The organism is Alicyclobacillus shizuokensis NBRC 103103 (assembly GCF_001552255.1).
GTDB classification, from domain to species: Bacteria; Bacillota; Bacilli; order Alicyclobacillales; family Alicyclobacillaceae; genus Alicyclobacillus_G; species Alicyclobacillus_G shizuokensis.
In genome coordinates this window covers 64,685-89,204 of sequence record NZ_BCQV01000002.1, presented here as the reverse complement: position 1 = coordinate 89,204, position 24,520 = coordinate 64,685, and the positions used below count along the sequence as shown (strand labels likewise).

At 61.2% G+C, this 24,520-nt stretch carries 28 protein-coding genes; 27 read left to right on the top strand and 1 reads right to left on the bottom strand.

Annotated features, from left to right (window positions below; translation table 11 throughout):
• Positions 1-16 precede the first annotated feature (16 nt).
• The 21 genes from mraY to ASH01S_RS01010 all read left to right on the top strand — a co-directional run bounded on the left by mraY (position 17) and on the right by ASH01S_RS01010 (position 18,795).
• Positions 17-988, top strand: coding sequence for a phospho-N-acetylmuramoyl-pentapeptide-transferase (mraY, locus tag ASH01S_RS01110; protein WP_067922152.1), 972 nt, complete (start codon positions 17-19; stop codon positions 986-988).
• A 35-nt stretch (positions 989-1,023) separates the two neighbouring features.
• Positions 1,024-2,379, top strand: coding sequence for a UDP-N-acetylmuramoyl-L-alanine--D-glutamate ligase (gene murD / locus ASH01S_RS01105; RefSeq protein WP_067922151.1), 1,356 nt, complete (start codon positions 1,024-1,026; stop codon positions 2,377-2,379).
• Positions 2,380-2,445: 66 nt separating this feature from the next.
• On the top strand, positions 2,446-3,549 hold the full coding sequence (gene spoVE / locus ASH01S_RS01100) for a stage V sporulation protein E (protein WP_067922148.1): 1,104 nt from the start codon (positions 2,446-2,448) through the stop codon (positions 3,547-3,549).
• A gap of 34 nt (positions 3,550-3,583) precedes the next feature.
• Positions 3,584-4,699 (top strand): undecaprenyldiphospho-muramoylpentapeptide beta-N-acetylglucosaminyltransferase, encoded by a 1,116-nt coding sequence (gene murG / locus ASH01S_RS01095; RefSeq protein WP_067922145.1) that lies wholly within the window; start codon positions 3,584-3,586, stop codon positions 4,697-4,699.
• Between the two features lie 76 nt (positions 4,700-4,775).
• The gene (gene murB / locus ASH01S_RS01090; protein ID WP_067922142.1) at positions 4,776-5,699 is read left to right on the top strand and encodes a UDP-N-acetylmuramate dehydrogenase; all 924 of its coding nucleotides are present in this window, start codon (positions 4,776-4,778) and stop codon (positions 5,697-5,699) included.
• 5 nt (positions 5,700-5,704) lie between these two features.
• Positions 5,705-6,961, top strand: coding sequence for a UDP-N-acetylglucosamine 1-carboxyvinyltransferase (gene murA / locus ASH01S_RS01085; protein WP_067922292.1), 1,257 nt, complete (start codon positions 5,705-5,707; stop codon positions 6,959-6,961).
• A gap of 117 nt (positions 6,962-7,078) precedes the next feature.
• On the top strand, positions 7,079-7,858 hold the full coding sequence (locus ASH01S_RS01080) for a cell division protein FtsQ/DivIB (protein WP_067922139.1): 780 nt from the start codon (positions 7,079-7,081) through the stop codon (positions 7,856-7,858).
• A complete protein-coding gene (locus ASH01S_RS01075; protein ID WP_067922137.1) occupies positions 7,858-8,622 on the top strand; it encodes a DUF881 domain-containing protein in 765 nt (254 codons plus the stop codon). The genes ASH01S_RS01080 and ASH01S_RS01075 overlap by 1 nt, the downstream gene beginning before the upstream one ends.
• Before the next feature lie 13 nt (positions 8,623-8,635).
• Positions 8,636-9,361: a DUF881 domain-containing protein gene (locus tag ASH01S_RS01070; RefSeq protein WP_067922135.1), complete on the top strand. Its 726-nt coding sequence runs from the start codon at positions 8,636-8,638 to the stop codon at positions 9,359-9,361.
• Positions 9,361-9,738 (top strand): small basic family protein, encoded by a 378-nt coding sequence (locus ASH01S_RS01065; protein WP_067922132.1) that lies wholly within the window; start codon positions 9,361-9,363, stop codon positions 9,736-9,738. The genes ASH01S_RS01070 and ASH01S_RS01065 overlap by 1 nt, the downstream gene beginning before the upstream one ends.
• Positions 9,739-9,930: 192 nt before the next feature.
• Positions 9,931-11,163, top strand: coding sequence for a cell division protein FtsA (ftsA, locus tag ASH01S_RS01060; RefSeq protein WP_067922129.1), 1,233 nt, complete (start codon positions 9,931-9,933; stop codon positions 11,161-11,163).
• Between the two features lie 32 nt (positions 11,164-11,195).
• Positions 11,196-12,314 (top strand): cell division protein FtsZ, encoded by a 1,119-nt coding sequence (gene ftsZ, locus ASH01S_RS01055; RefSeq protein WP_067922127.1) that lies wholly within the window; start codon positions 11,196-11,198, stop codon positions 12,312-12,314.
• Between the two features lie 189 nt (positions 12,315-12,503).
• Entirely contained in the window at positions 12,504-13,517 is a 1,014-nt protein-coding gene (locus tag ASH01S_RS01050; RefSeq protein ID WP_067922124.1) for a sigma-E processing peptidase SpoIIGA, read from the top strand.
• Positions 13,468-14,166, top strand: coding sequence for an RNA polymerase sporulation sigma factor SigE (sigE, locus tag ASH01S_RS01045; protein WP_373278537.1), 699 nt, complete (start codon positions 13,468-13,470; stop codon positions 14,164-14,166). The genes ASH01S_RS01050 and sigE overlap by 50 nt, the downstream gene beginning before the upstream one ends.
• A gap of 139 nt (positions 14,167-14,305) precedes the next feature.
• The gene (sigG, locus tag ASH01S_RS01040; RefSeq protein WP_067922120.1) at positions 14,306-15,085 is read left to right on the top strand and encodes an RNA polymerase sporulation sigma factor SigG; all 780 of its coding nucleotides are present in this window, start codon (positions 14,306-14,308) and stop codon (positions 15,083-15,085) included.
• A 144-nt stretch (positions 15,086-15,229) separates the two neighbouring features.
• Positions 15,230-15,523 (top strand): YlmC/YmxH family sporulation protein, encoded by a 294-nt coding sequence (locus ASH01S_RS01035; RefSeq protein WP_067922286.1) that lies wholly within the window; start codon positions 15,230-15,232, stop codon positions 15,521-15,523.
• 67 nt (positions 15,524-15,590) lie between these two features.
• The gene (gene pgeF / locus ASH01S_RS01030) at positions 15,591-16,433 is read left to right on the top strand and encodes a peptidoglycan editing factor PgeF (RefSeq protein WP_067922117.1); all 843 of its coding nucleotides are present in this window, start codon (positions 15,591-15,593) and stop codon (positions 16,431-16,433) included.
• Positions 16,430-17,128: a YggS family pyridoxal phosphate-dependent enzyme gene (locus ASH01S_RS01025; protein WP_067922114.1), complete on the top strand. Its 699-nt coding sequence runs from the start codon at positions 16,430-16,432 to the stop codon at positions 17,126-17,128. The genes pgeF and ASH01S_RS01025 overlap by 4 nt, the downstream gene beginning before the upstream one ends.
• A 10-nt stretch (positions 17,129-17,138) precedes the next feature.
• Positions 17,139-17,423: a YggT family protein gene (locus ASH01S_RS01020; RefSeq protein ID WP_067922111.1), complete on the top strand. Its 285-nt coding sequence runs from the start codon at positions 17,139-17,141 to the stop codon at positions 17,421-17,423.
• Positions 17,420-18,193 carry a YlmH family RNA-binding protein gene (locus tag ASH01S_RS01015; RefSeq protein ID WP_067922108.1) on the top strand — a complete coding sequence of 258 codons (774 nt, stop codon included), beginning with the start codon at positions 17,420-17,422 and terminating at the stop codon, positions 18,191-18,193. The genes ASH01S_RS01020 and ASH01S_RS01015 overlap by 4 nt, the downstream gene beginning before the upstream one ends.
• Positions 18,194-18,288: 95 nt before the next feature.
• Positions 18,289-18,795, top strand: a complete 507-nt coding sequence (locus tag ASH01S_RS01010) for a DivIVA domain-containing protein (protein ID WP_067922105.1) — start codon at positions 18,289-18,291, stop codon at positions 18,793-18,795.
• 106 nt (positions 18,796-18,901) lie between these two features.
• On the opposite strand, the gene ASH01S_RS18255 is transcribed toward ASH01S_RS01010, so the two are convergent.
• Complete coding sequence (locus tag ASH01S_RS18255) at positions 18,902-19,078, bottom strand: hypothetical protein (RefSeq protein WP_157066924.1); 177 nt, start codon at positions 19,076-19,078, stop codon at positions 18,902-18,904.
• Between the two features lie 232 nt (positions 19,079-19,310).
• On the opposite strand from ASH01S_RS18255, the gene ASH01S_RS01005 reads away from it, so the two are divergent.
• The 6 genes from ASH01S_RS01005 (at position 19,311) to ASH01S_RS00980 (ending at position 24,494) form a co-directional block, all read left to right on the top strand.
• Positions 19,311-19,913, top strand: coding sequence for a TraR/DksA C4-type zinc finger protein (locus ASH01S_RS01005; RefSeq protein WP_067922283.1), 603 nt, complete (start codon positions 19,311-19,313; stop codon positions 19,911-19,913).
• 101 nt (positions 19,914-20,014) lie between these two features.
• Positions 20,015-20,500: a signal peptidase II gene (gene lspA / locus ASH01S_RS01000; RefSeq protein WP_067922102.1), complete on the top strand. Its 486-nt coding sequence runs from the start codon at positions 20,015-20,017 to the stop codon at positions 20,498-20,500.
• The gene (locus ASH01S_RS00995) at positions 20,475-21,416 is read left to right on the top strand and encodes an RluA family pseudouridine synthase (protein WP_245628881.1); all 942 of its coding nucleotides are present in this window, start codon (positions 20,475-20,477) and stop codon (positions 21,414-21,416) included. Before lspA ends, ASH01S_RS00995 begins: the two co-directional genes overlap by 26 nt.
• 233 nt (positions 21,417-21,649) lie before the next feature.
• Positions 21,650-22,213 (top strand): bifunctional pyr operon transcriptional regulator/uracil phosphoribosyltransferase PyrR, encoded by a 564-nt coding sequence (pyrR, locus tag ASH01S_RS00990; protein ID WP_067922100.1) that lies wholly within the window; start codon positions 21,650-21,652, stop codon positions 22,211-22,213.
• Complete coding sequence (pyrB, locus tag ASH01S_RS00985; RefSeq protein ID WP_083516708.1) at positions 22,210-23,193, top strand: aspartate carbamoyltransferase; 984 nt, start codon at positions 22,210-22,212, stop codon at positions 23,191-23,193. The genes pyrR and pyrB overlap by 4 nt, the downstream gene beginning before the upstream one ends.
• Positions 23,190-24,494 (top strand): dihydroorotase, encoded by a 1,305-nt coding sequence (locus ASH01S_RS00980; protein ID WP_067922097.1) that lies wholly within the window; start codon positions 23,190-23,192, stop codon positions 24,492-24,494. Before pyrB ends, ASH01S_RS00980 begins: the two co-directional genes overlap by 4 nt.
• Positions 24,495-24,520: the final 26 nt, after the last annotated feature.

The following is a 24,520-nucleotide window of genomic DNA, read 5'->3' as shown; positions in this document are numbered from 1 at the left end:
GGATGGAGGTACGCGGATGGACTTGCAGGCGTTGCTCCTGACCGCCGGCGTGGCATGCGCGGTTGGGATTTTGCTGGGGCCGATTTTTATTCCCGTGCTGCACCGGCTCAAATTTGGGCAACGGATTCGGGAGGAGGGGCCCTCCCATCATCAGAGCAAATCGGGCACCCCGACCATGGGCGGGGTGATCATCCTGCTCGCGCTCATCGTGACAACCTTGAAATTTGCTCTCAACGGCCCGGAAATGCGCATCCTGCTGGCGGCGACCGTGGCATTCGGCCTGATTGGTTTCGCCGATGACTTCATCAAGGTGGTGAAAAAGCGCAACCTAGGATTGACAGCCAGACAGAAGGTCGTTCTGCAAATTCTCGCCACGGTGCTGCTGTTTGCCATGCTCTGGGCGCACTGGCGAGGCACGGCGGTCGCTTTTCAGGTGGCCGTGCCGTTTACGGATTTGGCGGTCACCATGGGCGGGTATTACGTGCTCTTCCTGCTCCTGATTCTGGTCGGGACGACCAACGCCGTCAATCTGACCGACGGGCTCGACGGGCTGTTGTCCGGGTGTGCCGCCGTGGTGTTCGCGGCCTACGCCTGCTACGCGTTTTGGCATACGGAGTACGACGTGGCCCTATTTTGTGCGGCGATGGTCGGGGCGCTGGTGGCGTTTCTCGTCTTCAACCGGCACCCGGCCAAGGTGTTCATGGGAGACACCGGGTCCCTAGCGATTGGCGGCGGATTGGCCCTGGTGGCGGTGCTGACGCACAGCGAGTTGACGCTCATCCTGTTTGGACTGGTGTTTGTCATTGAGGCGCTGTCCGTCATCATCCAGGTGTTTTCCTTCCAGCTGTTTGGCCGCCGTGTATTTCGCATGAGCCCCCTGCACCACCACTTCGAATTGGCGGGTTGGTCCGAGTGGGATGTGGTTCTTGCGTTCTGGTTGTTCGCGTTTTTGACCGCCTTTGGAACCCTGGCAGTGGTCGGCCACTAGAGATCGGTCTTGGATCTGGAGATGGGAGGACTTGGATGATGTCGTTGCAGAACCGGCGGGCGCTGGTGGTGGGCTTGGCCAGGAGCGGTGAAGCGGTGGCCCGTCTGCTCGTCCGACACGGGGTGTCAGTCATCCTCACGGAACAAAAGCCGCGCGAGCAGGTGGAGTCTGCGGTGGTTGCGTTGGAGGAGCTAGGTGTGGAAGCGGTGTGCGGGGGCCATCCGTTGTCCCTGCTCGATACGCGTCCAGACTTTATCGTAAAGAATCCGGGCATTCCCTACCATGTCCCGCTCCTCGCGGCCGCGCTGGAGCGGGGCATTCCCGTGTACACCGAGATCGAGGTGGCGTCCTGGTTTGTCAAAGGCCCTGTGTATGCCATCACGGGCTCCAACGGGAAAACGACTACGACCACGCTGGTCGGGGAAATGCTCAGGCACGACGGGAGAAATCCGGTCGTGGCCGGCAATATCGGCGTGGTGTTGTCCGGAGTGGTGGAGGAGGCGGAGGCGAATCAGCCGATTGTGCTGGAGGTTTCGAGCTTTCAGCTTCTGGGCACGGAGACGTTTCATCCCCGGATTGCGGTGCTGTTGAACCTGTATCCGTCACATCTCGACTACCATGGCACGTTTGCCGCGTACCGGGCGGCAAAGTGGCGCATGTTCCGCAACATGGACGCAGGTGATGTGGCCATCCTGAACGCCGATCAGGAGGTGGTGCGCAGCCACGCTCCCGAGCGTCCGCGCAAATTCTGGTTCGGGCGGCACGGGCACGACGGAGCGGGGGTCTACGTGTCTGACGGCCAGATTGTCGTGCAGGCGGACGGCGTTCGCGAGGCTGTGGTCCCTGTGGCTGAATTGGGGCTGCGCGGGGAACACAACGTGGAAAACGCGGTGGCGGCGACAGCGGCGGCCATCACGGCCGGCGTTCGCTTGGAATCCATTCGCCAGGTGCTGCGCGAGTTTCGCGGGGTCGAGCACCGCTTGGAGTTTGTCCTGGAAGCGTCCGGGGTGCAGTACTTCAATGATTCTAAATCGACCAACCCACGAGCGGCGCTGGAAGCCCTGCGCTCTTTCAGCCAGCCCATCGTTTGGATTGCCGGGGGGCTGGACAGGGGTGATGACTTTCGGGTCTTGGCGCAAGACATCAAAGCGCGGGTCAAGGCGGTGGTGCTCTTGGGTCAGGCGGCCGACCGGCTGGCCCAAGTCTGCCGCGAGGCGGGCGTGTCCGATGTGTGCAAGGTCTCTTCGATCCCGGACGCCGTTGCCCGGGCCCGCGCCGCGGCGCGGCCCGGGGATGTGGTGCTGCTGTCTCCAGCCTGCGCCAGCTGGGACATGTTCTCTTCGTTTGAGGAGCGTGGACGCATGTTCAAGGAAGCTCTGCATACACTATAGCGTCTGACAGCTTGTCCGATACGGGGCGCGTCGGCCCGTTGCGGGCAAATGAAGGGGGATGCGGCCTTGCTGCAGGCGCGAACCAAGATGGATGTGGTCATCGTGGCGGCGACTTTGTGCCTGCTCGCTCTCGGCGTTACGATGGTCCACAGTGCCAGTTCGGTCGTGTCGGTCGAACGCTTTGGGGACCCATTCTATTTTACCAAGCGGCAATTGCTGTGGGCGGTGGTTGGCGTGGCGCTGATGCTGGTCCTGTCCGGGTATGACTATCACCGGTGGCGGCGCCTGGCGCCGGCCATCGCGGCGATAAGCTTTGTCCTCTTGGTGGTGGTTTTGCCCTTAGGCCAGAGCCGCAACGGATCACAGGCCTGGCTGGGCATCGGGTCCTTTGGCATCCAGCCGTCGGAGTTTGCCAAGCTGGCCCTGGTCCTGTTTCTTGCCCATTACCTGACGGATTCGGAACAGCGCATGCAATCGTTCTGGAGCGGGTTCGTGCCACCGCTGGGCATGGCCCTGTTGGCGGTGGCCCTCATCATGCTGGAGCCTGACCTTGGGCAGAGTGTGGTCATCGTTGGCACCACGGTCATTCTCCTGTTTGCGGCCGGCGCGCGGCTGACCCACCTGGCGGTTTTATTGTGGCTGGGATTGGCGGGCTTTGCCGGGCTGGTGGCGATGGCACCCTACCGCATCAACCGCATCATCGCCTTTCTGGATCCCTGGCAGGATCCACAGGGCAAGGGCTATCAAATCATTCAATCCCTGTACGCGCTTGGTTCAGGAGGCATGTTGGGGCTCGGCTTTGGCAACAGTCGGCAGAAGTTTCTCTACCTGCCCGAGCCCCAGACCGATTTTATCTTTTCCATCATCGGGGAGGAACTCGGCTATCTTGGCGCCGCCTGCGTCCTGCTGCTGTTTGCGGTGCTGGTCTGGCGCGGTTTCCGCGTCGCGCTGTACGCGCCGGACAAGTTTGGGGCGTTGCTGGCCGCTGGCATCACCGGTATGATGGCGGTGCAGGTGTTGATCAACATCGGCGTGGTCACCGGATCGATTCCGGCCACAGGCATCACTCTGCCCTTGATCAGTTATGGCGGCTCTTCACTAACGTTGATGCTTGCCGGGATTGGGATTTTGTTGAACATTTCCAGCCAGTCATCGGCAGCCCCTGGGTGACCAGCGGCCGCCGACCAAGGAGTGACGAGTGGGAATGCGAATGGTCATTACAGGGGGAGGCACTGGTGGGCACATTCTGCCAGGTCTCGCCCTTTGGCGTTATGTGAAAGCGCAGCATCCCGATGCGGAATTGCTGTACATCGGCAGTGAACGTGGGTTGGAGAAGGGCATCGTCACGCGGGCTGGCTTGCCGTTTGCCACCGTCGAGGCGGCGGGCCTGCGGCGGCAGATCAGCGTCGACGCAGTGAAAACCGTTCTTGTCACATACCGTGGGTACCGACAGGCGCTCGCGCGGCTGCGTGCTTTCCGGCCCGATGTGGTCGTGGGAACCGGCGGTTACGTCACGCTGCCGGTCGTGTTTGCGGCCAGCCGACTGCGCATTCCCAGTGTCATTTGGGAGGCCAATGCCCGTCCCGGGTTGACCAATGTCTTGTGTGCCCGCAAGGCCGACGCCGTGGCGGTTTCGTTCACGGATACCGAGCAGTGGTTTCCGCGGGCGCCCAAGGTGGTGCTGACCGGCAACCCACGCGCCAGCGAGGTGTTAGGTGTTTCGTCGCAGGCGCTGCGGGAGGCGCGACTGAAGTATGGCATCGACACACGCAGCAAGCTGATCCTGGTCTACGCGGGCAGCCGCGGGGCCGAGACGGTCAACGACGTGATGCTGACTTTGTTGCCGCGCCTGTCGTCGCGTCCACACTGGCAGTTGTTTTACATCACGGGACAGGCCCATTACGATAAGGTGAGTTCGGGAGTCGGGAATCTGCCGGCTAACGTCCGCCTGTTTCCTTTCATGGATGACCTGGCGGCCTTGCTGCCGCAGGCCGATGTGGTGGTGACTCGCGCCGGCGGGGCCACTTTGGCGGAGATCTGCTCCCTGGGATTGGCCTCTATCCTGATCCCGTCCCCGTACGTGACCGCCAATCACCAGGAGGAAAACGCCAAGCGCCTGGTGGAACAGGGGGCGGCGGTCATGCTGCGCGAGGCGGAACTGACCGCCGAGCGGTTGTGGGACGCGCTGGTCAACATCTTGGAAGGCGGAGTTGGCGAGCGAGTGCGCGAGCGCGCCCGGCGCCTGGCCACGCCGAGGGCGGTGGAGGACCTGTACCGGCTGGTCATGGAGGTGCGGGAAACGGGTCGTGTGCACCAATGAATCGCAGACGCCATAAGATGCTGTACGGACCTGGGCACGGGCAGGAGCCCGGCGCGACACTCGTTGGGGGTACGATATGAATCGCACGCAACTAGAGTCGTTGTTTGCACGCTATCATGTTCGACATGTGGAATTCGATGCCCCATTGGCTCATCACACCACGTGGAGAATCGGCGGTCCGGCCGATATATTGGTCACCCCCGAGAGCATCGAGGAGGTGAGGGGGGCGCTCATCGTGGCCACCCAGACGGGACTGCCCTGGACTGTGATCGGGCGCGGCTCCAACCTGCTGGTGCTGGACGGGGGCGTCCGCGGATTGGTGCTGAAGATGGGAGGGCGGATGGCCCAGCTCGATGTGGTGGGGACTCGGGTGGTTGCTCAGGCGGGCCGCTCGTTCGTATCCCTGGCGCACGTGGCGATTCGCAACAATCTGTCGGGGTTGGAGTTCGCCACGGGCATCCCGGGAACGGTAGGCGGGGCGGTGATGATGGATGCGGGCGCACACGGCGGCGAAGTCCGCGATGTTCTTGAGTGGGCGGACATCATGACTCCGGATGGGGAGTTGCGCCGCCTTTCCAACGCCGACCTGCGGTTTGGCTACCGTTACAGCATTCTCAAGGACCATCCCGGCGTCGTGGTTGGCGCTTGTTTTCGCCTTCGTCCCGGCCACGCGGAGGAACTGCGCGCCACAGTTCGAGAATGGTCGCTTCGCCGCGCTCGCACACAACCCTTGTCTATGCCCAACTGTGGCTCCGTCTTTCGTAATCCGCCCGGAACCCACGCGGCGCGCCTGATTGAAGCGGCGGGACTCAAGGGCTTGCGCTGCGGCGACGCCCAAATCAGTGACAAACACGCGAACTTCATCGTCAACCTCGGCCATGCCAAGGCTGCAGACGTGCTCGAGCTCATGCACCACGCCCAGGATACCGTGCGAGCCAAATACGGAATCACGCTCGAAACTGAGGTGAGAGTCATCGGCGACCCCGCCTCAGGGAGGTGATGGGTGTGGAAGCTCTGGAGATCCACGGCGGCCGTCCTCTCTCTGGACAAACAAGGATTTACGGCGCGAAAAACGCGGCACTGCCGATTCTGGCCGCGACCGTGATGGTGGAAGGCACCTGTGAAATTCAGGGTGTGCCCGATCTGCAGGACATTCACGTCATGTCGCACATTCTGGCTCACCTGGGGGCTCGCGTGGAGAGACGGGCCGACACGCTGGTGGTGGACTCCCGCGACATTCACTCCACCGAAGTGCCGCTGCACCTGATGCGCCGGATGCGCAGTTCCATCTTCCTCATGGGTCCGCTGTTGGCCCGCTTTGGGGAAGTGACGATTTCCAAGCCCGGCGGCTGTGTGATTGGCCAGCGTCCGATTGACTACCACCTGCGCGGGATGCGCATGCTGGGGGTAGCGCTGGAAGAACAACACGGTTTCATTCGCTGCACCTGCAACCGCTTGATGGGGACGTCGATCACGCTCGATTTTCCCAGCGTGGGCGCGACTGAGAACTTGATCATGGCGGCGGTGCTTAGCGACGGCCAGACGGTGCTGGAAAATGTCGCCCGCGAACCGGAGGTGGTGGACCTGGCCAATTTCCTGAATCGTTGCGGGGCACGCATCGAAGGTGCGGGCGGGGGCACGATTGTCGTCGACGGGGTGCATCACCTGCGGGGTTGCCAGTACCGGGTGATACCGGATCGGATTGTGGCTGGGACGATGCTGATTGCGGCCGCCGCGACCGGCGGGGAGGTGGAGTTGCTCGACGTCAACGCGCACCACCTGGGGGCGGTCATTGGCAAGCTGCGAGAGACCGGCGTAGAGGTGCGGGCGGACCCGGATAGGATCGTGGTGCTGCCCGGGCGGTCCTATCACGGAGTCACCGTGCGCACCGCCCCTTACCCAGGGTTTCCTACCGATTTACAGGCGCCGCTGATGGCTTTTCTGACCACGGTGGAGGGCATCAGCGTCGTCAAAGAGGAAATTTTTGAGGCCCGGTTCAAACACGCGGATGAACTGGCGCGCATGGGCGCCGATATCACGGTCGACCTGCGCACTGCGGTTTTGCGCGGTGTGTCGAGGCTGTCGGGTGCGGTTGTGGAGGCCAGCGATTTGCGCGGGGGTGCGGCGCTGGTGATCGCCGGATTGATGGCGGAGGGCATCACCCGCGTGGAGGGGAGCCACCACATCGACCGGGGGTACCAGCAGCTTGAGTTGTATCTGCGCGATTTGGGAGCAGCCGTGGAACGCGTTGTCCTGTCGTGAGCAAACCAACCGCATCGGAGGGGAAAAGTGGTAAGCTTCCGGTGCGGTTTTTTCTCCCCGGCCGTCCTCTCCAAGATGGTATAATGTCAATAGAATCCAACGCGCGGAGGGACAAGCTTGAAGTCTGCAATCTCGGAACGACCGGCGGATGTGCGGCAGCGCCGCCGCGTGCGCAACCGGATCCTGGTCGCTTGTTTCTTCGCCCTCGTTGGGGTCGTGGTGTTTTTGGAGTCGCCGCTGATGCGCGTGCGGCGGGTCGAAATCATGGGCAACACCGACGTGCCCGCAAGCCGCATCCGCGCCGATGCTGCTGTACAGCCGGGGATGAGTCTGTGGCAAGTGAATGCCTCTGCAATCGCCGCATCACTGAAGCGCCGTGAATCGACGGTCGACTCAGTCCAGGTGACGACCGATTATATGCACGGCCAGGTGACACTGGTGTTGCGTCAGAAGCGCGTGGTAGGCATTTACCAAGCCGGCCATCGATTTTACTCCCTGCTCGCAGACGGCACGGTGTTCAGACGGATCGCGGACAGCGACGGTTTTCCTCATCCTATTCTCTCTACCACGAAACACGCCCGGGTGGAACTGGGGCAACGGATTGGGAACTCCTTCGTCGTACAAGCATGTGAACAAATTGCAAAGCTTAAGGATGAGCAGTTGGCAACCGTATCGCAGATTGTGATTGATCAGTACGGTACGGCGTCGATTTATTTGGACGACGGATTTCAGGCGGACGTACCTACGGGCGAGCTGGCCAAGCGGATGCCTGATGTCGTGACGGCGGCGTCGTACTTTCGCAAGCACGGCTATGCGCCGGGGATCATGGATATGGCTGGTTTACCCCCGTACCGCTACATTCCGTATGCCAATTCCGCGAAAAAGGGGAATCGTTGATGCGAACGCGGGCCAAACTTTCGCTCTCCCTGACGGTTGTCGCGATGGTCCTGGGATTTATGGTGACCCTCCAGTACAGACAGACGTTGCTGGCGCGCGTCAGTGACGTGACAGCCAGTTATACAGACGGGCGTCAAAAGGAGTTGGCCGACAAGGTGGCTCAGCTGGAGCGGGTGAATAAGGACGCGTTGAAGCGCCTGCAGAACCTCAACGGTGAAATCGCGGCATACGAGAAGGAGTCGGCGGGGGCGGACGCACAGTTGACCAGCATTCAGCAGAATCTGTCCCGTTACCGCATACTGGCCGGCACCACACCGGTGGAGGGCCCGGGCATCAGCGTGACGCTGATGGACGGCCAGTACAACGGGGTGGGGAGTGTGTCCGACTATACGACACACGACTGGGAAGTCAACTACGTGATCAACGAATTGTTCACCGCCGGCGCTGAGGCTGTGTCCATCAACAACTATCGGGTGGTGGCGAACTCCGGAATCTTCTGCATCGGGCCGGTCATCACCGTCAACAATCACCGTCTCGTCGCACCGTTCCAGATCCAAGCGATTGGCGATCCGGCCGTGCTCAAGGGAGCCCTGGAGATGCAAGGAGGCATCCTGGACCTCCTGCGCAACGTCGAGGACATCAAGGTGTCCGCGGTGAAGGTGGAGCAGAACATCCAAATGCCCGCATTCACGGCCGCTGTCACCGCACCGCCTTCAGAAGGTGCGGCGCAGTCCACAAAGAGCAGCGAGGGCAAACAGGGATGAGGGGGAAAGGCGCGTGAATCGGCGCGGTTTTATCGCATCGTTGACGGTGGTGTCGACGCTGATAGGGTTGATGTTGTCGTTGCAGATCTCGGCCCGTTCGGCGAGTTCCCAGGATGACGGCGGCGGGAACCAGAGTTCCCTGGACCTGCAGGAGGAACTGATGGAGCAGAACCAGGAACACAAGCTGCTCTTGCAGCAGATTGAAAAGGCCGAAAAGCAGCTGCTGACGTTCGAGACCTCCGGCAGCAGCTATGAGGATCGGAAAAAGGCCTTGGAGAAGGATGCTGCGCAGCTGAAGGCGGCAGCAGGCATCACACCGGTCACCGGGGCGGGCCTCGAGATTACCATTCAAGCGGATCCCACCCTGCCCGGCTACGACGCGAACACCGTCTTCGACCCACAGCTCAATCTGACGCCGGTCATCAACTACCTGTTCGCCCAGGGGGCGAAGGCCATCAGCATCAATGGGTATCGGTTCGTCGGCACGTCGTCATTGCGGGACGTCGGAGATGAGAAGAACCCGGTGCTGCAGGTGAACGGTCACTCCATCGCGCCGCCGTACGTCATCAAGGCGATTGGGGACGTCAGGGCGATGAACGCGGTGCTGACGGCGAACGGGTTTGCCAAGAACTTCAACGAGATCGGCGAGGATTTCACGGTGCAAACGATGTCGAGTCTCACCGTTCCGGGTTATCACGATGTGCTGCCGGGACGGTACGCAAAGGAGGTGACCCAATAATGTTTTGGCTACCGGTCATTGGCCTGATTATCGGCGTGGCCATTGGATATGTTACCAATTTCACGATTCCTGTCTCGTTTACGAGTTATCTATCTATTGCCATCCTAGCTGCGCTCGACACCGTGGTCGGCGGCGTGCGGGCGAGTCTGGAAAAGACGTTTGATAGTTTTGTGTTCCTGACAGGGTTTTTCTTTAACACGTTGGTCGCCGCCCTGCTCGCGTACATCGGGAATCAGCTGGGGGTCGACCTGTACCTGGCCGCTGTCGTTGCCTTCGGCGTACGGCTGTTCCAAAACATCGCGCTCATCCGCCGTCTGGCCTTTAACAAAATGGGGGAGCGGCGCCACAGGGGCGCGGTGGACAAGTCGCACGGCTGAGTCTTTCCCCAGTGCAAAGACTCCCATGTGGTGAATCTTGGTTCGCCGGCGAAGAGCGGCTGGGGGCCGAGGAGTGTGTCGATAGAGAAAAACTTGTGTCGAAGAGAGGATTGTTGACGTTCCTGTGGAATTAGTCACAAGGACATTTTGCGTATCACGGCGGAGTTGTGTGTTCGGGAGGTGCCACGCGCATTGGCAAAAGGGGATTACATCGTCAGTCTCGATATTGGCACTTCTAAAGTCCGTGCCATCATCGGTGAACAAGCGGGCAGCAGCATCAACGTGATCGGCGTTGGATCCGCGCCTGGAGAGGGCATTCGCCACGGATCCATCGTGGACATAGATTTGACCGTGGAATCGATTCGGGAAGCGGTTGATCACGCTGAGCGGATGGTGGGGATACATATCACATCGGCCTACGTGGGCGTTTCCGGCAATCATATCCAACTGCAGACCAGCCACGGAGTGGTCGCCGTGTCTTCACCGGATCGTGAAATTGGCGAGGAAGACATTGAGCGGGTGCTGGCTCAGTCGCGAGTCGTCGCGCTGCCCCCGGAGCGGGAGATCATCGACGTGGTGGCGAAGGAGTTTGTGGTGGATGGGCTCAGTGGCATTGCCGATCCACGGGGCATGCTCGGGGTGCGCCTGGAAGCGGACGCGTATCTTATCACCGGCAGTCGCACCGCGATTCATAACGTGGTCCGGTGTGTGGAAAAGGCGGGAATAGAGGTCGCCAATTTGGTCCTGTTGCCGATGGCGGCCGGGCACGTGGCACTATCCGCCGATGAACGCAATCTGGGGGTCGCCCTGGTGGACATGGGCGCCGGCGCCACCTCTGTCTCCATCTTTGAGAATGGAGGTCTGGTGGCCACCAGCATCATCCCGATGGGCGGAGACTATGTCACGCACGACATCGCCATCGGTCTGCGGACCCACACGACGGCGGCCGAGCAGGTGAAAGTGCAGTACGGCCGGGCCACTGAGGCCGCGATTGGCGGCGGCGACGGCGAGTGGTTCAAGGTGCCGCGGATTGGCAGCAACCAGGAGACGGAATACAACCAATACGATTTGATGACCATCATTGAACCCCGGTTGCAGGAGATCTTTTCGCTGGTTCGAAAAGAAGTAGAGAAACTGGGCTACGCACGAGGCTTGACCAGCGGGTATGTCCTGCACGGCGGGGTGGCGGCGATTCCCGGCGCGGCGGAATTAGCCAGCGAGGAGCTGGGTGCGCCTGTCCGTGTGGCGGTGCCGGAATTTCTCGGTGTGCGGGACCCTTCGTTCATCAACGGGGTGGGGATGATTGCTTACGCACTGCGGACGCACGCCCGCAACATGAGCATGGAACCGGCAACGCATGTGCGGGCCGCGAGGAGCGGTGGTTTTTTTGCCCGTGTCCGTGATTGGTTCCGTGATTTCGTATAAACCATGGTCATGTCAGGCAAGGAGGAACAACCATGTTGGAGTTTGATTTGGAAGTCGATTCGCTCGCACGCATCAAGGTCGTCGGCGTGGGGGGCGGGGGCTGCAACGCGGTCAACCGGATGATTGACTCAGGCATTGCCGGCGTCGAGTTTATCGTGGTCAACACCGATGCCCAGGCGTTGCGCCTGTCCAAGGCGGAGACGCGGATTCAGATTGGTGAGAAGGTCACTCGCGGGTTAGGGGCGGGTGCTAATCCCGAAATCGGCAAGAAGGCCGCCGAAGAGAGCCGGGAGGCTTTGACCAACGCTCTGCAGGGCGCGGACATGGTGTTCGTCACCGCCGGCATGGGAGGCGGGACCGGTACGGGGGCCGCGCCTATCATCGCCGAGATTTCCAAGGAGCTGGGGGCGCTGACGGTCGGCGTGGTGACCAAACCGTTTCGATTTGAACAAAAGCGCCGGATGAGCCAAGCGGAGGTCGGCATCGCCAACCTGAAGGAAAAGGTCGACACCTTGATCGTGATTCCCAACGACCGGTTATTGGAGATTGTGGATCGCAACACACCGGTGACGGAAGCGTTTAAAGAGGCGGACAATGTGCTCCGGCAAGGCGTCTCCGGGATCTCCGACTTGATTGCGGTACCCGGCCTCATCAATGTGGATTTTGCGGACGTCAAGGCTATCATGACTGAACGGGGTTCCGCCCTGATGGGCATCGGCACCGCATCCGGCGAGAACCGGGCTACCGAAGCGGCCAAGATGGCGATTTGCAGTCCATTGCTCGAAACGTCCATCGAGGGTGCGCGCGGCGTCCTGATGCATGTGTCGGGAAGCGAGAACTTGAGCCTGTGGGAGGTCAACGAAGCGGCAGACATTGTGTCGGCGGCCGTGGACCCTGAGGTCAACATGATTTTCGGGGCCAACATCAACCCTGACCTGCAGGATGACATTGTGGTGACTGTCATCGCCACCGGCTTCGAGGCGAAGGCCACTGCGCCCGAGGCGACGGCGGCGGCCGGTGTCGCGGCCACGCGTGTGCGTACCTCGGTGGCGGACGGATTCAACCAGGCGAACGTGCCGTCTAACTCATGGGATGTTCCCGCGTTCATTCGCCGCCGCGAGGAGCGTTTTCGCCGCGACCGCGAGCGTTGACCCAGGTAGCGTGATGGCATCGGGGGCGAGCCCGGTGCCATCCACAGTCTGGTGCCTGCCCGCCTTCCTCGTAAACCCCTTCTCGTCCTTTCCATTCTACAAAACTTACCGCAATTCGCAGTCAAGTTCCGACAGGGTTTGTAATAGATATGTACTATACTGTGGGCAAACTTCGGCAGGGGTGATGCCATGCCCGTCGTGTATCTCGATGTGGTTTGGCTGATCAACTTCGTGATGGACGGCCTGCTGTTGGCCACAAGCGCCTGGATTTGCCGGCGTCCATTACGGCCGAAGCGCATTCTGGCAGCTGCCTTGCTCGGCGCAATGTACGCAGTGCTGCTGTTTTTTCCGTCACTAGCGTGGCTGACATCGTGGCCTGGCAAGGTCGTCGTGTCCCTTGCCATGGTGGCCGTGGCCATTCCGTGCCGCCGCTGGTTGGAATGGTTGCGCGTATCGGTCATGTTCTATTTCGTCTCCTTTGTCTTTGCCGGAGCGGCGATGGCCCTTCATTACGCGGTTCCCGGTACCTCCCTGGCGACGGCCCAGGTGCAGGGCTCCCGGATTGCCTTTGCCACGAGTTTCGAGAGTTTGGGGTTGTTGATCGCCATTTTATTGGCCGGCTTCCTGTTGCGCTACGCGGCCTATCGATGGCGGGTGCAAACCCAGCACGCCGGCGCGGTGCTGCCGGTGCGCGTGGTGTTCAACGGCGAATCCGTCACGCTGATGGGCCTGGTGGATACAGGCAATCGGCTGCGCGATCCGGTCTCCCGTAAGCCCGTCTGCTTGGCTGATGCCTCGGCTTGTGCCGGCCTGCTGCCCCAGCCTTTGTGGACGGCGCTGGTGCAAAGGGGAGACCTGCTGAGTGCGCTGGAGCAAGTCGAGGATGGGCAGGGCCGCCATCGCTTTACCCTGGTACCGTTGCAGGGGGCCGGCGGTGCACAACTGGCCCTCGCCTTCCGTCCCGACGCTGTCGAGTTGCGGCATGGCCAAACGTGGCGTGCAGGCGGCGCCTGTCTGATTGCCCTGCACGCGGGCGAGTTGTCGTCCGACCGCGACTTCCAGATGATCTTACACGCAGCTGTGATAACGGAGGCTGACGGCTTTGATGAATTCCCAGTTGCCAGCACAGATTCGACTGCGATGGCGCATGCGGATGCGTCTGTTGTGGATTCGCATCCGGGCTCTATTGGCCGGCGGCTATGAAGAGATTTATTACGTCGGCGGGAGTGAAGCCTTGCCTCCGCCGCTGACCCGCGACGAGGAAGAGTACCTGCTGGGCCGCCTGCCGGAAGGGGACCAGGCGGTGCGTTCGATTCTCATAGAACGCAATCTGCGCCTAGTGGTATATATCGCCCGCAAGTTTGAGAACACGGGCGTCAACATCGAGGACCTCGTGTCGATTGGGACCATTGGACTGATTAAGGCAGTGAACACGTTTGACCCCGAGAAAAAGATCAAGTTGGCTACGTACGCGTCGCGCTGCATAGAAAATGAAATTTTGATGTTTTTGCGGCGCAACAGCAAGGTTCGCACCGAAGTGTCCTTTGACGAGCCCCTGAACGTCGACTGGGACGGCAACGAACTCCTGTTGTCCGATGTGCTCGGCACCGACGCGGACACCATCTACCGCAACCTGGAGGAAGAGGTGGACAGGGAACTGCTGTACGACGCCCTGTCAAGGCTGTCAGATCGGGAGCGCAAGATCATGGAACTGCGCTTTGGGCTGCAAGGAGGGCGCGAGATGACACAGAAGGATGTGGCCGACCTGCTGGGCATTTCGCAGTCATACATCTCTCGCTTAGAAAAGCGCATCATCAAACGACTGCAACAGGAGTTTGACCGCATGATGTAGGTTCCCACCCCATCGACTTGAAGGTGCTGCGCCGAGCGCGACCGACGGCCGACCCAGCGAGTCGGCTTTGCATAACTTGGAGACCCCCGGAAATACTGTTGACGCAGTGGTCGTCACGGATGTGGGGGGACAGAACAGCATGAAGCGCACTAAGGTCGAGATCTGCGGAGTGAACACATCGGAGCTTCCTGTTCTGAAAAACACGGAGATGCGTGAGCTGTTTGTGCGGTTGCAAAGTGGAGAGTGGTCGGCTCGGGAGAAACTGGTCAACGGCAACCTGCGTCTGGTTCTCTCCGTGATTCAGCGGTTCAACAACCGCGGCGAATATGTGGACGATCTGTTCCAGGTGGGTTGCATCGGTCTCATGAAGGCCATCGATAACTTTGATTTGTCCCAAAATGTTCGTTTCTCCACCTATGCAGTACCCATGATCATCGGCGAGATCCGCCGCTACCTGCGCGACAACAATCCCATACGCGTCAGCCGCTCGCTGCGGGATGTCGCCTACAAGGCGTTGCAAGTGCGGGATCAGTTAACCAACCAAAAGCTGCGGGAGCCCACCATTGTCGAAATTGCCGAGGCCATGAATGTCCCCAAGGAGGATGTGGTCTTTGCCCTGGACGCCATCCAGGATCCGGTCTCTATGTTTGAACCGATTTACAACGATGGGGGCGATCCAATCTACGTCATGGACCAAATTCATGACGAAAAGAACCTAGACTCCAATTGGGTGGAGGGAATTGCCATTCGAGAGGCGATGCGCAAGCTGAGCGACCGCGAGAAAAAGATCCTGTCCATGCGCTTTTTTGAAGGCAAAACCCAGATGGAGGTCGCCGAGGAAATCGGCATTTCCCAGGCTCAGGTATCGCGTCTCGAGAAGGCTGCCATCCAGCGTATGCATAAACACGTCCAGGCATGAGAGCGCCCGCTGACCGTCCAACGCGGGCGGCTGCCCTGTCCCTCCTCGCGTATTTCCCGTCCCCTCTCTCGCATATACATATCTCTGAATACCCTCCGGATGTTCTGTAGGTTGGCCAATGAACGGAAAGGCGGGGTCATGGGGATGCGAATTTCCGACCTGCAGGCCAAGGATGTCGTCAACATCGGCGACGGCAAACGCTTGGGAACCATCGGCGATCTCGACATCGATATCGAAAGCGGGTTGATTCGGGCCATCATCATCCCGGGGGAAGCTCGCTTTTTTGGTATGGTGGGAGGTGGCCACGACTACGTCGTGGCGTGGAATCAAATCGTCAAGATTGGCTCCGACGTGATTCTTGTTGACCTGCGCCCCTCCGGCGAAAACACGTATTATTTGCCGCCCCAGTCCGGAAAACTCGGCACCGGTGGCTACTGATTACGTTCTCCAGCCAAACAGGAGGCTGGCCACGTGATACAATGGCCCTAGCTGGGAGGGATGCTGTGTGTTGGGAAACTGGATTGGCGGCCAGGGTACGCCGATCTGGCTGGAGCCTAGCGGATGGCGTGCGGCTGGGGCCAAGGCTGTGTTTTCGTTTCGTCTTGGGGGCTTCAGTCAGGGTCCGTTTGCGTCGCTCAACGCGGGTGGACATGTGGGGGATGACGCGGCGGCCGTGGCGGCCAACCGAGCCAAGATAGCGGCCCATCTATCCGTACCCGTGCACGATATCGCCATGGCTGAGCAGGTCCACGGCAGTCGCGTCGCGCTGGTCGGCGAAGACTGGCCTCTGCTGGCGCCGCAGCAGCGGGTTCCTTTTGCAGCCAGTGACGCGTTGTTGACTCATGTGCCGGGCATCGCATTGGGCATCTTGACGGCCGACTGTGTGCCGGTGCTGTTTTTCGATCCGGTGCAGAGGGTGGTGGCCGCGGCCCACTCGGGTTGGCGCGGCACGGTGGAAGGTATCTCCAGCCGCGTGGTGGAGGCCATGGTCGAGGTGTACGGGTGCCGGGTGCAGAATGTGCTGGCGGTACTGGGGCCCGCCATTCGCCGCTGCTGTTATGAAGTCGACGATACGGTGGCGGACGCATTTGTGGCTCGGTTCGGACGGGCTCATGTCACGAAACGGCCGGGCCGTCCCGGCAAATTCCTGCTCGACCTCCCATCCTGCATCCGCAAGGATTTGCTGCAGGCCGGTGTCAGCCCTCATCATCTAGAGGACACAGGCGTTTGTACGGCGTGCCGGAATGACGTGTTGTTTTCCTATCGCGCTGACGGCGGACGGACCGGCCGGCAGCTGGCGGTGGTGGGCTTGAGTGCAAAAGCGGAGGGGAGGAGACTTGCCCTGTGACCAGTTTGCCTGAGAGGTTAGCCGCGGTGCGGGCGGAGATTGAGTCCGCCTGTGTGCGTTCGGGCCGGTCATCGGCCAGTGTGCGCTTGATTGCCGTGACCAAGACGGTCGCCCTGGATGTTGTGCAGCGTCTGGTTGACAGCGGTCTGCGCGATTTCGGAGAGAACCGCTGGCAGCAAGCGAGGGACAAGGTGAATACGGATTTCGGTGAACCGGTGACCTGGCATTTTATTGGCCGTTTGCAGCAGAACAAGGCGAAATATGTGGTCCCGCGCTTTACCTGGGTACATTCGTTGGACTCCCTGTCGCTGGCCGCGGAATTGGACAAGCGTGCGCAGCTGGCGGGCAAAAAGATGCAGGTTTTGGTGCAAGTCAACATCTCAGGAGAGACCAGCAAGTCGGGAGTCGCGGCGGACGAGTTGTGGCCACTGTTGGAGGGATTGGCCCAGTGCTCCCACCTTCAGGTGCGGGGGTTGATGACGATGGCTCCGAATACGGAGGATCCCGAAACGTCCCGCCCTGTGTTTCGGCGCCTGCGGCAATTGCTGGAGGAGGCGCAGACCCGCTATCGAGAACTGGACCTGCAGGAGCTTTCCATGGGGATGTCGAATGATTTCGTGGTTGCCGTAGAGGAAGGTGCCACCATGGTGCGCGTCGGGCGGCGGCTCGTGGGGGCAGCTGACAAGCAGGAGTGAAGTCTGAGGCATGTGGACGTACATACTGAACTTGATCTATATTTTTCTGGAAATCTATGGATATTTGTTGATTGCAGCGGCGTTAATGACTTGGATTCCAAACCTGGGCGATACGCCTATAGGTCAAGTGCTGACGCGATTGACGGAACCTTATCTCGGCATTTTCCGGCGCTTCATTCCCCCTCTTTCATTCGGGGGAATTCGTTTGGACCTATCGTTCCTGGTGGCGATTGTCGTGTACTTTTTGCTGGAAAACGTAGTCATGAGCATACTGTGGAGGTTGCCTTTGGCATGAGCGAGGAAGAACGGTCCGGCTGGGTGCGACCCGGGGAGCGCGCGACGGTGCGTCGCCTGGAGGATCTGGCGCGGCGGGCTGAACGCACGTCGCAGGCGGTGCTGACTGATTTTTTGACGCCGCGCGAGCAGCACCTGGCCCAGTCGGTGGCCGGGAGCCTGGGCGTCGCGGTCACGTTCTACGGCGGCTATCCACAGGCCGAGCGCAAGCGCGCCCTGCTGGCATCTGATTGGTGGGAAGCGGAAGCGTCAGATTTTCGGACGCGAGCCCTGGTTATGAGTCCCCTGACGGGTGTGCGCCATGGACAGGTTCTGGGTGCCCTCTTGGGAACGGGAATTGAGCGGCGCAAGGTGGGCGATTTAAGTGTCAGCGATGATGGTATCCAGGTGATTGTCGACATGGACATGGTCGGCTATCTATTGACCCATTGGCGGCGTGTGGGCAAGCATCCGGTAACGCTGGTCAGCATGCCTCCGGAAGATCTGGTCTGGGCGGCGCCTGCCTATCGCTGGGCATGGGTGCATGTGGCCTCCCCGCGCGTCGACGCGATGGTGGCAGCGGCGTGCCACTGGCCGCGCGCCAAGGCCAAGGAGTGGGTGGAGCGCGGGCAGGTTACACTGAATTTTGCCGAGCTAGACAAACCCGACGAGGAAGTGGCAGAGGGGGATGTGATTTCGGTGCGCGGGTTCGGCCGCATTGCCGTGGGCGAGCCGGATGGACAGACCCAACGCGGACGAGAGCGCTGGCGGCTCGGCATTCTGCGTTCGTAGGCGGCAGGAGTTGCTGCGCGAACGTCGAAATTAAGGGACGCAAGCGCTCGAAATCAAGGTCCGATTGCCAACACATGTCGAATGGAGGGTTTCCGATGCCGCTTTCGCCTTTGGACATTCACAATAAAGAATTCAGCCGCTCGTTTCGCGGCTATGACGAGGACGAGGTGGACGATTTTCTCGAGCGTGTGATGCAGGACTATGAGCTGTTGATCCGGCAAAACAAGGAGCTGGAGGAGCGTATCGCCGACCTGAACGACCGCCTACAGCACTTCACCAACATTGAGGAGAGCCTCAGCAAGTCCATTCTGGTGGCGCAGGAAACGGCCGAGGAGGTTAAGGCGAACGCGCGCAAGGAAGCGCAGCTCATCATCAAGGAAGCCGAAAAGAACGCGGACCGCATTGTCAGCGAGGCATTGAACAAGTCGCGCAAGATTGCCATGGAGGTAGAAGAGGTTCAAAAGCACGCCGCCATATTCCGCGCTCGTTTTCGGTCGCTCATTCAGGCTCAGCTCGAGATGTTGGAGTCGGGCGACTGGGACAAGTTTGATGCCGAACTGAACACTCACGACTTTTCCGAGGCCAAGGCGGAATCGATATAAAATAATTAGTAATTAGTGATAAAAGCAAAAAGGCCACAGAGCGCTTGTTTGTGGCCTTGCACCCCGCTCGCCCCGCCCTGCTGCCGTAGCCTTTGGGTCGCGGGCTTTACAAGAAGCGCGCGATGACGTACAGAATAATCCCCACCAGCAGGGCGAGGAAAAACAGGGGTGTCCATTGGACCGTCAGTTCAAACCAGACTTTCGCGAGGAAACCAGCCAACACCTCAAGACCGCCAACCCACATGAGAATGAGTGCAATCGCGTGCAGTCGATGTTTGCGCAAACAGTCTCTCCCCATTCCTCGCGTTTCCTATCATCTTACACCGGCTTTTCGGTCGATAGATTGACATTCTTTTGAACAAAATTGCCAGTCTCGCGGTGTATGGGTCCACCTCGTCAACCCCAGACTAAGCCTCGCAGGGAGACTCGAAACCGACCGGTTCTGAAGCGGTTTCATGTCCGGTGGCCGCACAGCGGCCGGTGGGAGCACATTCATCATAAGCGGGGTGGATAAGGTGGATTGGGCAAGCATTCGTGAGCAGCTACTGCGGGAGCGCGAAACCATCGAGCAGCGTTTGCGGCACAGCGGCGAGTACGGCATGGATGAGGCCATGGGCACGACGTTGGGGGAGCTGTCCGCGTACGACAACCACCCGGCAGACATCGGCAGTGAGGTGTTTGAACGCGGAAAGGATCTGGCGCTGCGGGACCGGGAGCGTCTGCGCCTGCAGGACATCGACAGGGCTCTCTCCGCCATGGAAAATGGTACCTACGGAATTTGTAGCCGCTGCTCTCGTCCGATTCCGCTGGAACGGCTAGAGGTGTATCCGACAGCGCTCTTGTGTGTGGATTGCAAGCGCCGCGAAGAACGGGAACACCCCAGCCAGCAGCGGCCAGTGGAGGAGACAGTGACAGCGCCGGCTTACCAACGTTCGAATTTCGACGGCACCGAGGTGGTCGAGTTCGACGGTGAAGACTCGTGGCAGGCGGTGGCTCGCTACAATCAGCGTCCAGAGTACGAGCACGACTACGAATTGCAGGGGCTCGACGACAACGAGGGGATTGTCGATCCGGCGGACGCTGTTTCGGATCGACAGTACCGCGAGCAACTGCCGTAGACTCCACTGCCGGTCCTTTTCTTCACAAAACGCCGGCATGGGTGGGGATGGGCCCTGGTTTGTGGTAGACTGGGGCTCATAGGAGCGAGGTGGGCGACATCGTGTGGACTTATGTCATAGCGGTGCTGGTGTTGGCGCTGGACCAATTCTTGAAGTGGGACATACGTACGCACCTGACATTGGGAGCCGGCTTTCCCATCGTCGGGGATTGGGTGTACATCCAATACATACGCAATCCGGGCGGAGCGTTCAGCATCTTTCCGCATGCTCGATGGCTGTTTTGGGTTGTCGCCGTGCTGGTGGTCGCCGTCGTGATCTATGTCCAGTTTCGCTACCGGCCGCGGCGCCTGCTGTCGGTAGGGCTCGGGCTGTTGATGGGCGGGGCCGTCGGTAACCTAGTCGACCGGGTGTCGAGCGGGACGGTAGTGGATTACGTGTACTTGAAGGTGATTCATTTTCCGGTCTTCAACCTGGCCGACGTATGCATCGACGCGGGCATTGCCATCATTCTGTGGAGCCTGTTGCGGGCGGACGGGGAAAAACGGACCCTATCGGCGGAGGGTGAGGACACTGGACGCCATTCGTGAACGCCTGCAGGTGGAGGCGGCGGATGCGGGGGCGCGGTTGGACCGGTGGTTGACCGACAGGCTGCAGGAACTGGAGTACGCGGTCTCCCGCAGCCAGGTGCAGGCCTGGATACGTGCCGGCCATGTGCGTCGCGATTCCATTCTGCCGCGGCCCAGCGATGCGGTGGGAGCGGGACAGACCTACGAAGTGGCGGTGCCGGCGCCAGAGCCGATAGAGCTGATTGGCGATGAGATGGACATCGCGGTGGTATACGAGGACGAGGACGTAGTGGTCGTCAACAAGGATCGCGGTGTGGTCGTGCATCCGGCGCCGGGCCACCTGCGCCATACGCTGGTCAACGCGCTCATCGCGCGAGGAACGCCGCTGTCCAGCTTGGGTGGGGGGCTGCGCCCCGGTGTCGTGCACCGGATCGACAAGGACACGTCCGGTTTGGTGATGTTTGCCAAAAGCGACTTGGCCTATCACAGCCTGACCCAGCAACTGCGCGAACACACGACACACCGGGTGTATGAGGCGATTGTACACGGGGACCTAGCCCACGACGAGGGCCGCATCGACGCGCCTATCGGCCGAGATCCCAGAAACCGGCAGCGGATGGCGGTGACCGGCGGGGGCAAGCCGGCGGTCACGGACTTTCGCGTCCGTCAACGGTTTTCCGGCTACACGTATGTCCAACTGCGCCTTTGGACGGGACGCACGCACCAGATCCGCGTGCATATGGCCTACATTGGCCATCCGTTGGCTGGTGATCCTCTCTATGGTCCGCGCCATACGCTGCCGATTACGGGGCAGGCGCTGCACGCCCGCGAACTGGGTTTTGTGCATCCGCGGACGGGCGAAACCCTGCGCTTTGCATCGGACTTGCCGGCGGACATGCAGCGTCTGGTGGATGGATTGGCAGCAGGGCTGTGGTGAGCCGGGCTGCTTGGCTCGTCTTGGCCTTGACTTTCCCACCTGGCCTTGCTAAAGTTGTGGCAACTGGAACTGCCTTTAATCCAATCCCGTGAGGTTGGAAAGGGGTCGCACAACGGTATACATCATCCTCAATCGCGCGGTTGGCTTGAGGATGTTTGTCGTAGACGACTGCTTTCCAAATGTAGGGAGCAGTCGTTTTTGTGTGCTCCCGGGTATGAAAGGTGGAACATGCGATGCACAAGAAGGCGCAAATCATGGACGCAGCGGCGATGCGTCGGTCCATCACGCGCATGGCGCACGAGCTGCTGGAACGCAATCACGGGCTGGACAACGTGGTCCTGGTCGGCGTCACCACGCGTGGGGTGCCGCTGGCCAAGCGGATCGCGGATAGGTTGTTGGACATCGAGGGCGTGCGTCCGCCGGTCTACGCGCTCAATCCGCGCCCGTTTCGCGATGACGCGGACATTCTGCAGCGGCCGGGGAAGCCGGAGCTGCCGGAGGACGGGGTGCATGGCAAGGTGGTGGTCCTGGTGGACGATGTCCTGTACACCGGACGGACGGTTCGCGCAGCGCTGGACGCCCTGATGTTGGTGGGCCGGGCGCGTATGGTGCAATTGGCCGCCCTGGTGGACCGTGGGCATCGGGAGCTGCCAATTCGCCCCGACTTTGTCGGCAAAAATGTGCCCACGGCGCGCGACGAGGAGGTTGTCGTCCATCTGGCCGAGGTGGACGGAGAGGACAACGTCTGGATTTGCGCGCTTGAGCCGTCGTCGCGAACAGGAGGCGGGCGCGCATGAGACACTTGCTCTCTGCCGCATCGCTTGAGCGCCAGGACGTGGAGCGCTGGTTTCAGGCTGCGGAAATGTTGCGCGGGTTGCCGCGGCAGCAGGTCATGGCGCGCCATGACGGGGCGGTGTTGGCCACCTTGTTCTACGAGCCGAGCACACGCACGCGGCTGTCGTTTGAGGCAGCGGCGGCGCGCTTGGGCGCACGTGTGGTGGGGGCGGAGAACGCGCGCGAGAACTCCTCGGCGAAAAAGGGCGAGCGGCTATCGGATGTCTTCCGCGTCGTGGGTACCTATGTGGATCTGATTGTGATTCGCCACGATGAAGAACAGGCGATTGCGCAAGCGGCGCCGTACAGCCCGGTGCCCATCATCAACGCTGGGTCCGGTTCCGGCGAGCACCCGACCCAGGCGTTGTTGGATGTGTACACCATGTGGCGGGAGTGCGGCCGTGTGGACGGGTTGCGGGTGACCCTGCTAGGGGATTTGAAATACGGCCGCACGGTCCATTCCCTGCTTCCGCTACTGGCCCGGTTCCAGGACGTCCAAGTGCGGCTGTGCCACCCTGATTCGCTCGCTCTGCCGGGCGAACTGGAAGCCCAACTGCGGGCGGAAGGATTGGCGATGGAGCGGGTGGACGACATCGCGGAGGCGCTCTTCGGAGCGGACGTCATCTACCAGACGCGTGTACAGCGCGAGCGGTTGGCGGACGCAGACGAGGCGGCGGAGGCCGCGCGCTGCCGGTTGGGTCCCGAGCACCTGCCGCTGCTGGCGGAACACGCCCGCATTCTCCATCCCCTGCCGCGCCTGGACGAGCTAAGCCCGGAGCTGGACCCGGACGCACGAGCCGCCTACTTTCGCCAGGTGGAAAATGGTCTGTACCTGCGCATGGCTCTGCTCGATGAATATTTGCCCAGCTTCGGCAGCGGCGGTCCACCTTCTGAACCGATGGACAGCCAATATGTTCGCGGACTTTCGGAGGTGCACGCATGAAAATTCGTATTGACGGCGGCCGGTTGTTGGATTTGGTGGACGGATCGCTAACTGCGGCCAGTGTCCTGGTCGATGACGAGTCGGGGCGCATCGCGGCGATTGGCGACGACTTGCCGTCCGCCGACCGGGTGGTGTCGCTGCAGGGTGAGGTGTTGTTGCCCGGTTTCATCGATGTCCACGTACACCTGCGGGAGCCCGGGTTTGAGGATAAGGAAACGATTTCTAGCGGGGCGCGGGCGGCTGCGGCCGGGGGATTCAGCCAAATTCTGTGCATGCCCAACACCAAGCCGCCGCTGGATACTCCCGAGCGGATCACCTTTGTCCGCCACCAGGCTGAGGCCGCCGGGGCCGCGAAGGTGCTGCCGATGGGGTGCATCACCAAAGGACAGGCGGGGGGCGAGTTGACCGATTTCGCCGCGCTGCAGGCGGCGGGGGCAGTGGCCCTGTCGGACGACGGACACGGCGTGCAGCATGGCGGCCGGATGCGCGAGGCTCTGTTCCACGCGGCGCGGTTGGGGCTGCCGGTGGCCATCCACGCAGAGGACGAGAGTCTGTCGGCGGGTGGAGTGCTGGCGCTGGGAGCAGCGCATCGCCTCGGCCTGGGGGGCATCCCGGCGGCCGCGGAGGCGGCCATGATAGCCCGGGACATTCTGCTGGCGGAGGAGACAGGGGCCCACCTGCACGTTTGCCACGTCAGCGTCGAGTCGGCGGTGGCCTTGATACGGTTTGCCAAACAGCGTGGAGTGCGCGTCACGGCCGAGGTCACCCCGCACCACCTGTTGCTCAGTGACGCGGTGATTGACCGTGACGATGCGGTCTACAAAGTGAACCCGCCGCTGCAGAGCGAACGGGACCGGCAGGCCTGCCTGGATGGGTTCCTCGATGGCACCCTGGACATGGTGGCGACGGACCACGCCCCCCATACCGCTCTGGAAAAGGCGCAGCCGATTGCCGACGCCCCCTTTGGCATGGTGGGAATTGAGACGGTCTTCCCGCTGCTTTACACGCACCTGGTCCTGACCGGGCAGATGCCGCTGGCGGAGTTGGTCCGCCGCATGTCCACTGCGCCAGCGCAGGCTTTTGGTTTGCAGGGTGGTGTCCTCCGCGTGGGGGCGGCGGCCGATTTGGTGGCGGTCAATCTGGAGCGGGAGCGTCCCATAGAGCCGGGACGGTTTTATTCGAAGGGCCGCAACACCCCCTTCGCAGGCTGGCTGGTGCGCGGCTGGCCGAGCCTGACCTTGGTCGACGGACGCGTCGTCCACGCCGACGAGGAATGGGTGCGGATTCACACGATGGGATAAGAGCAGAAAGCAGCTGACCGGCTGGA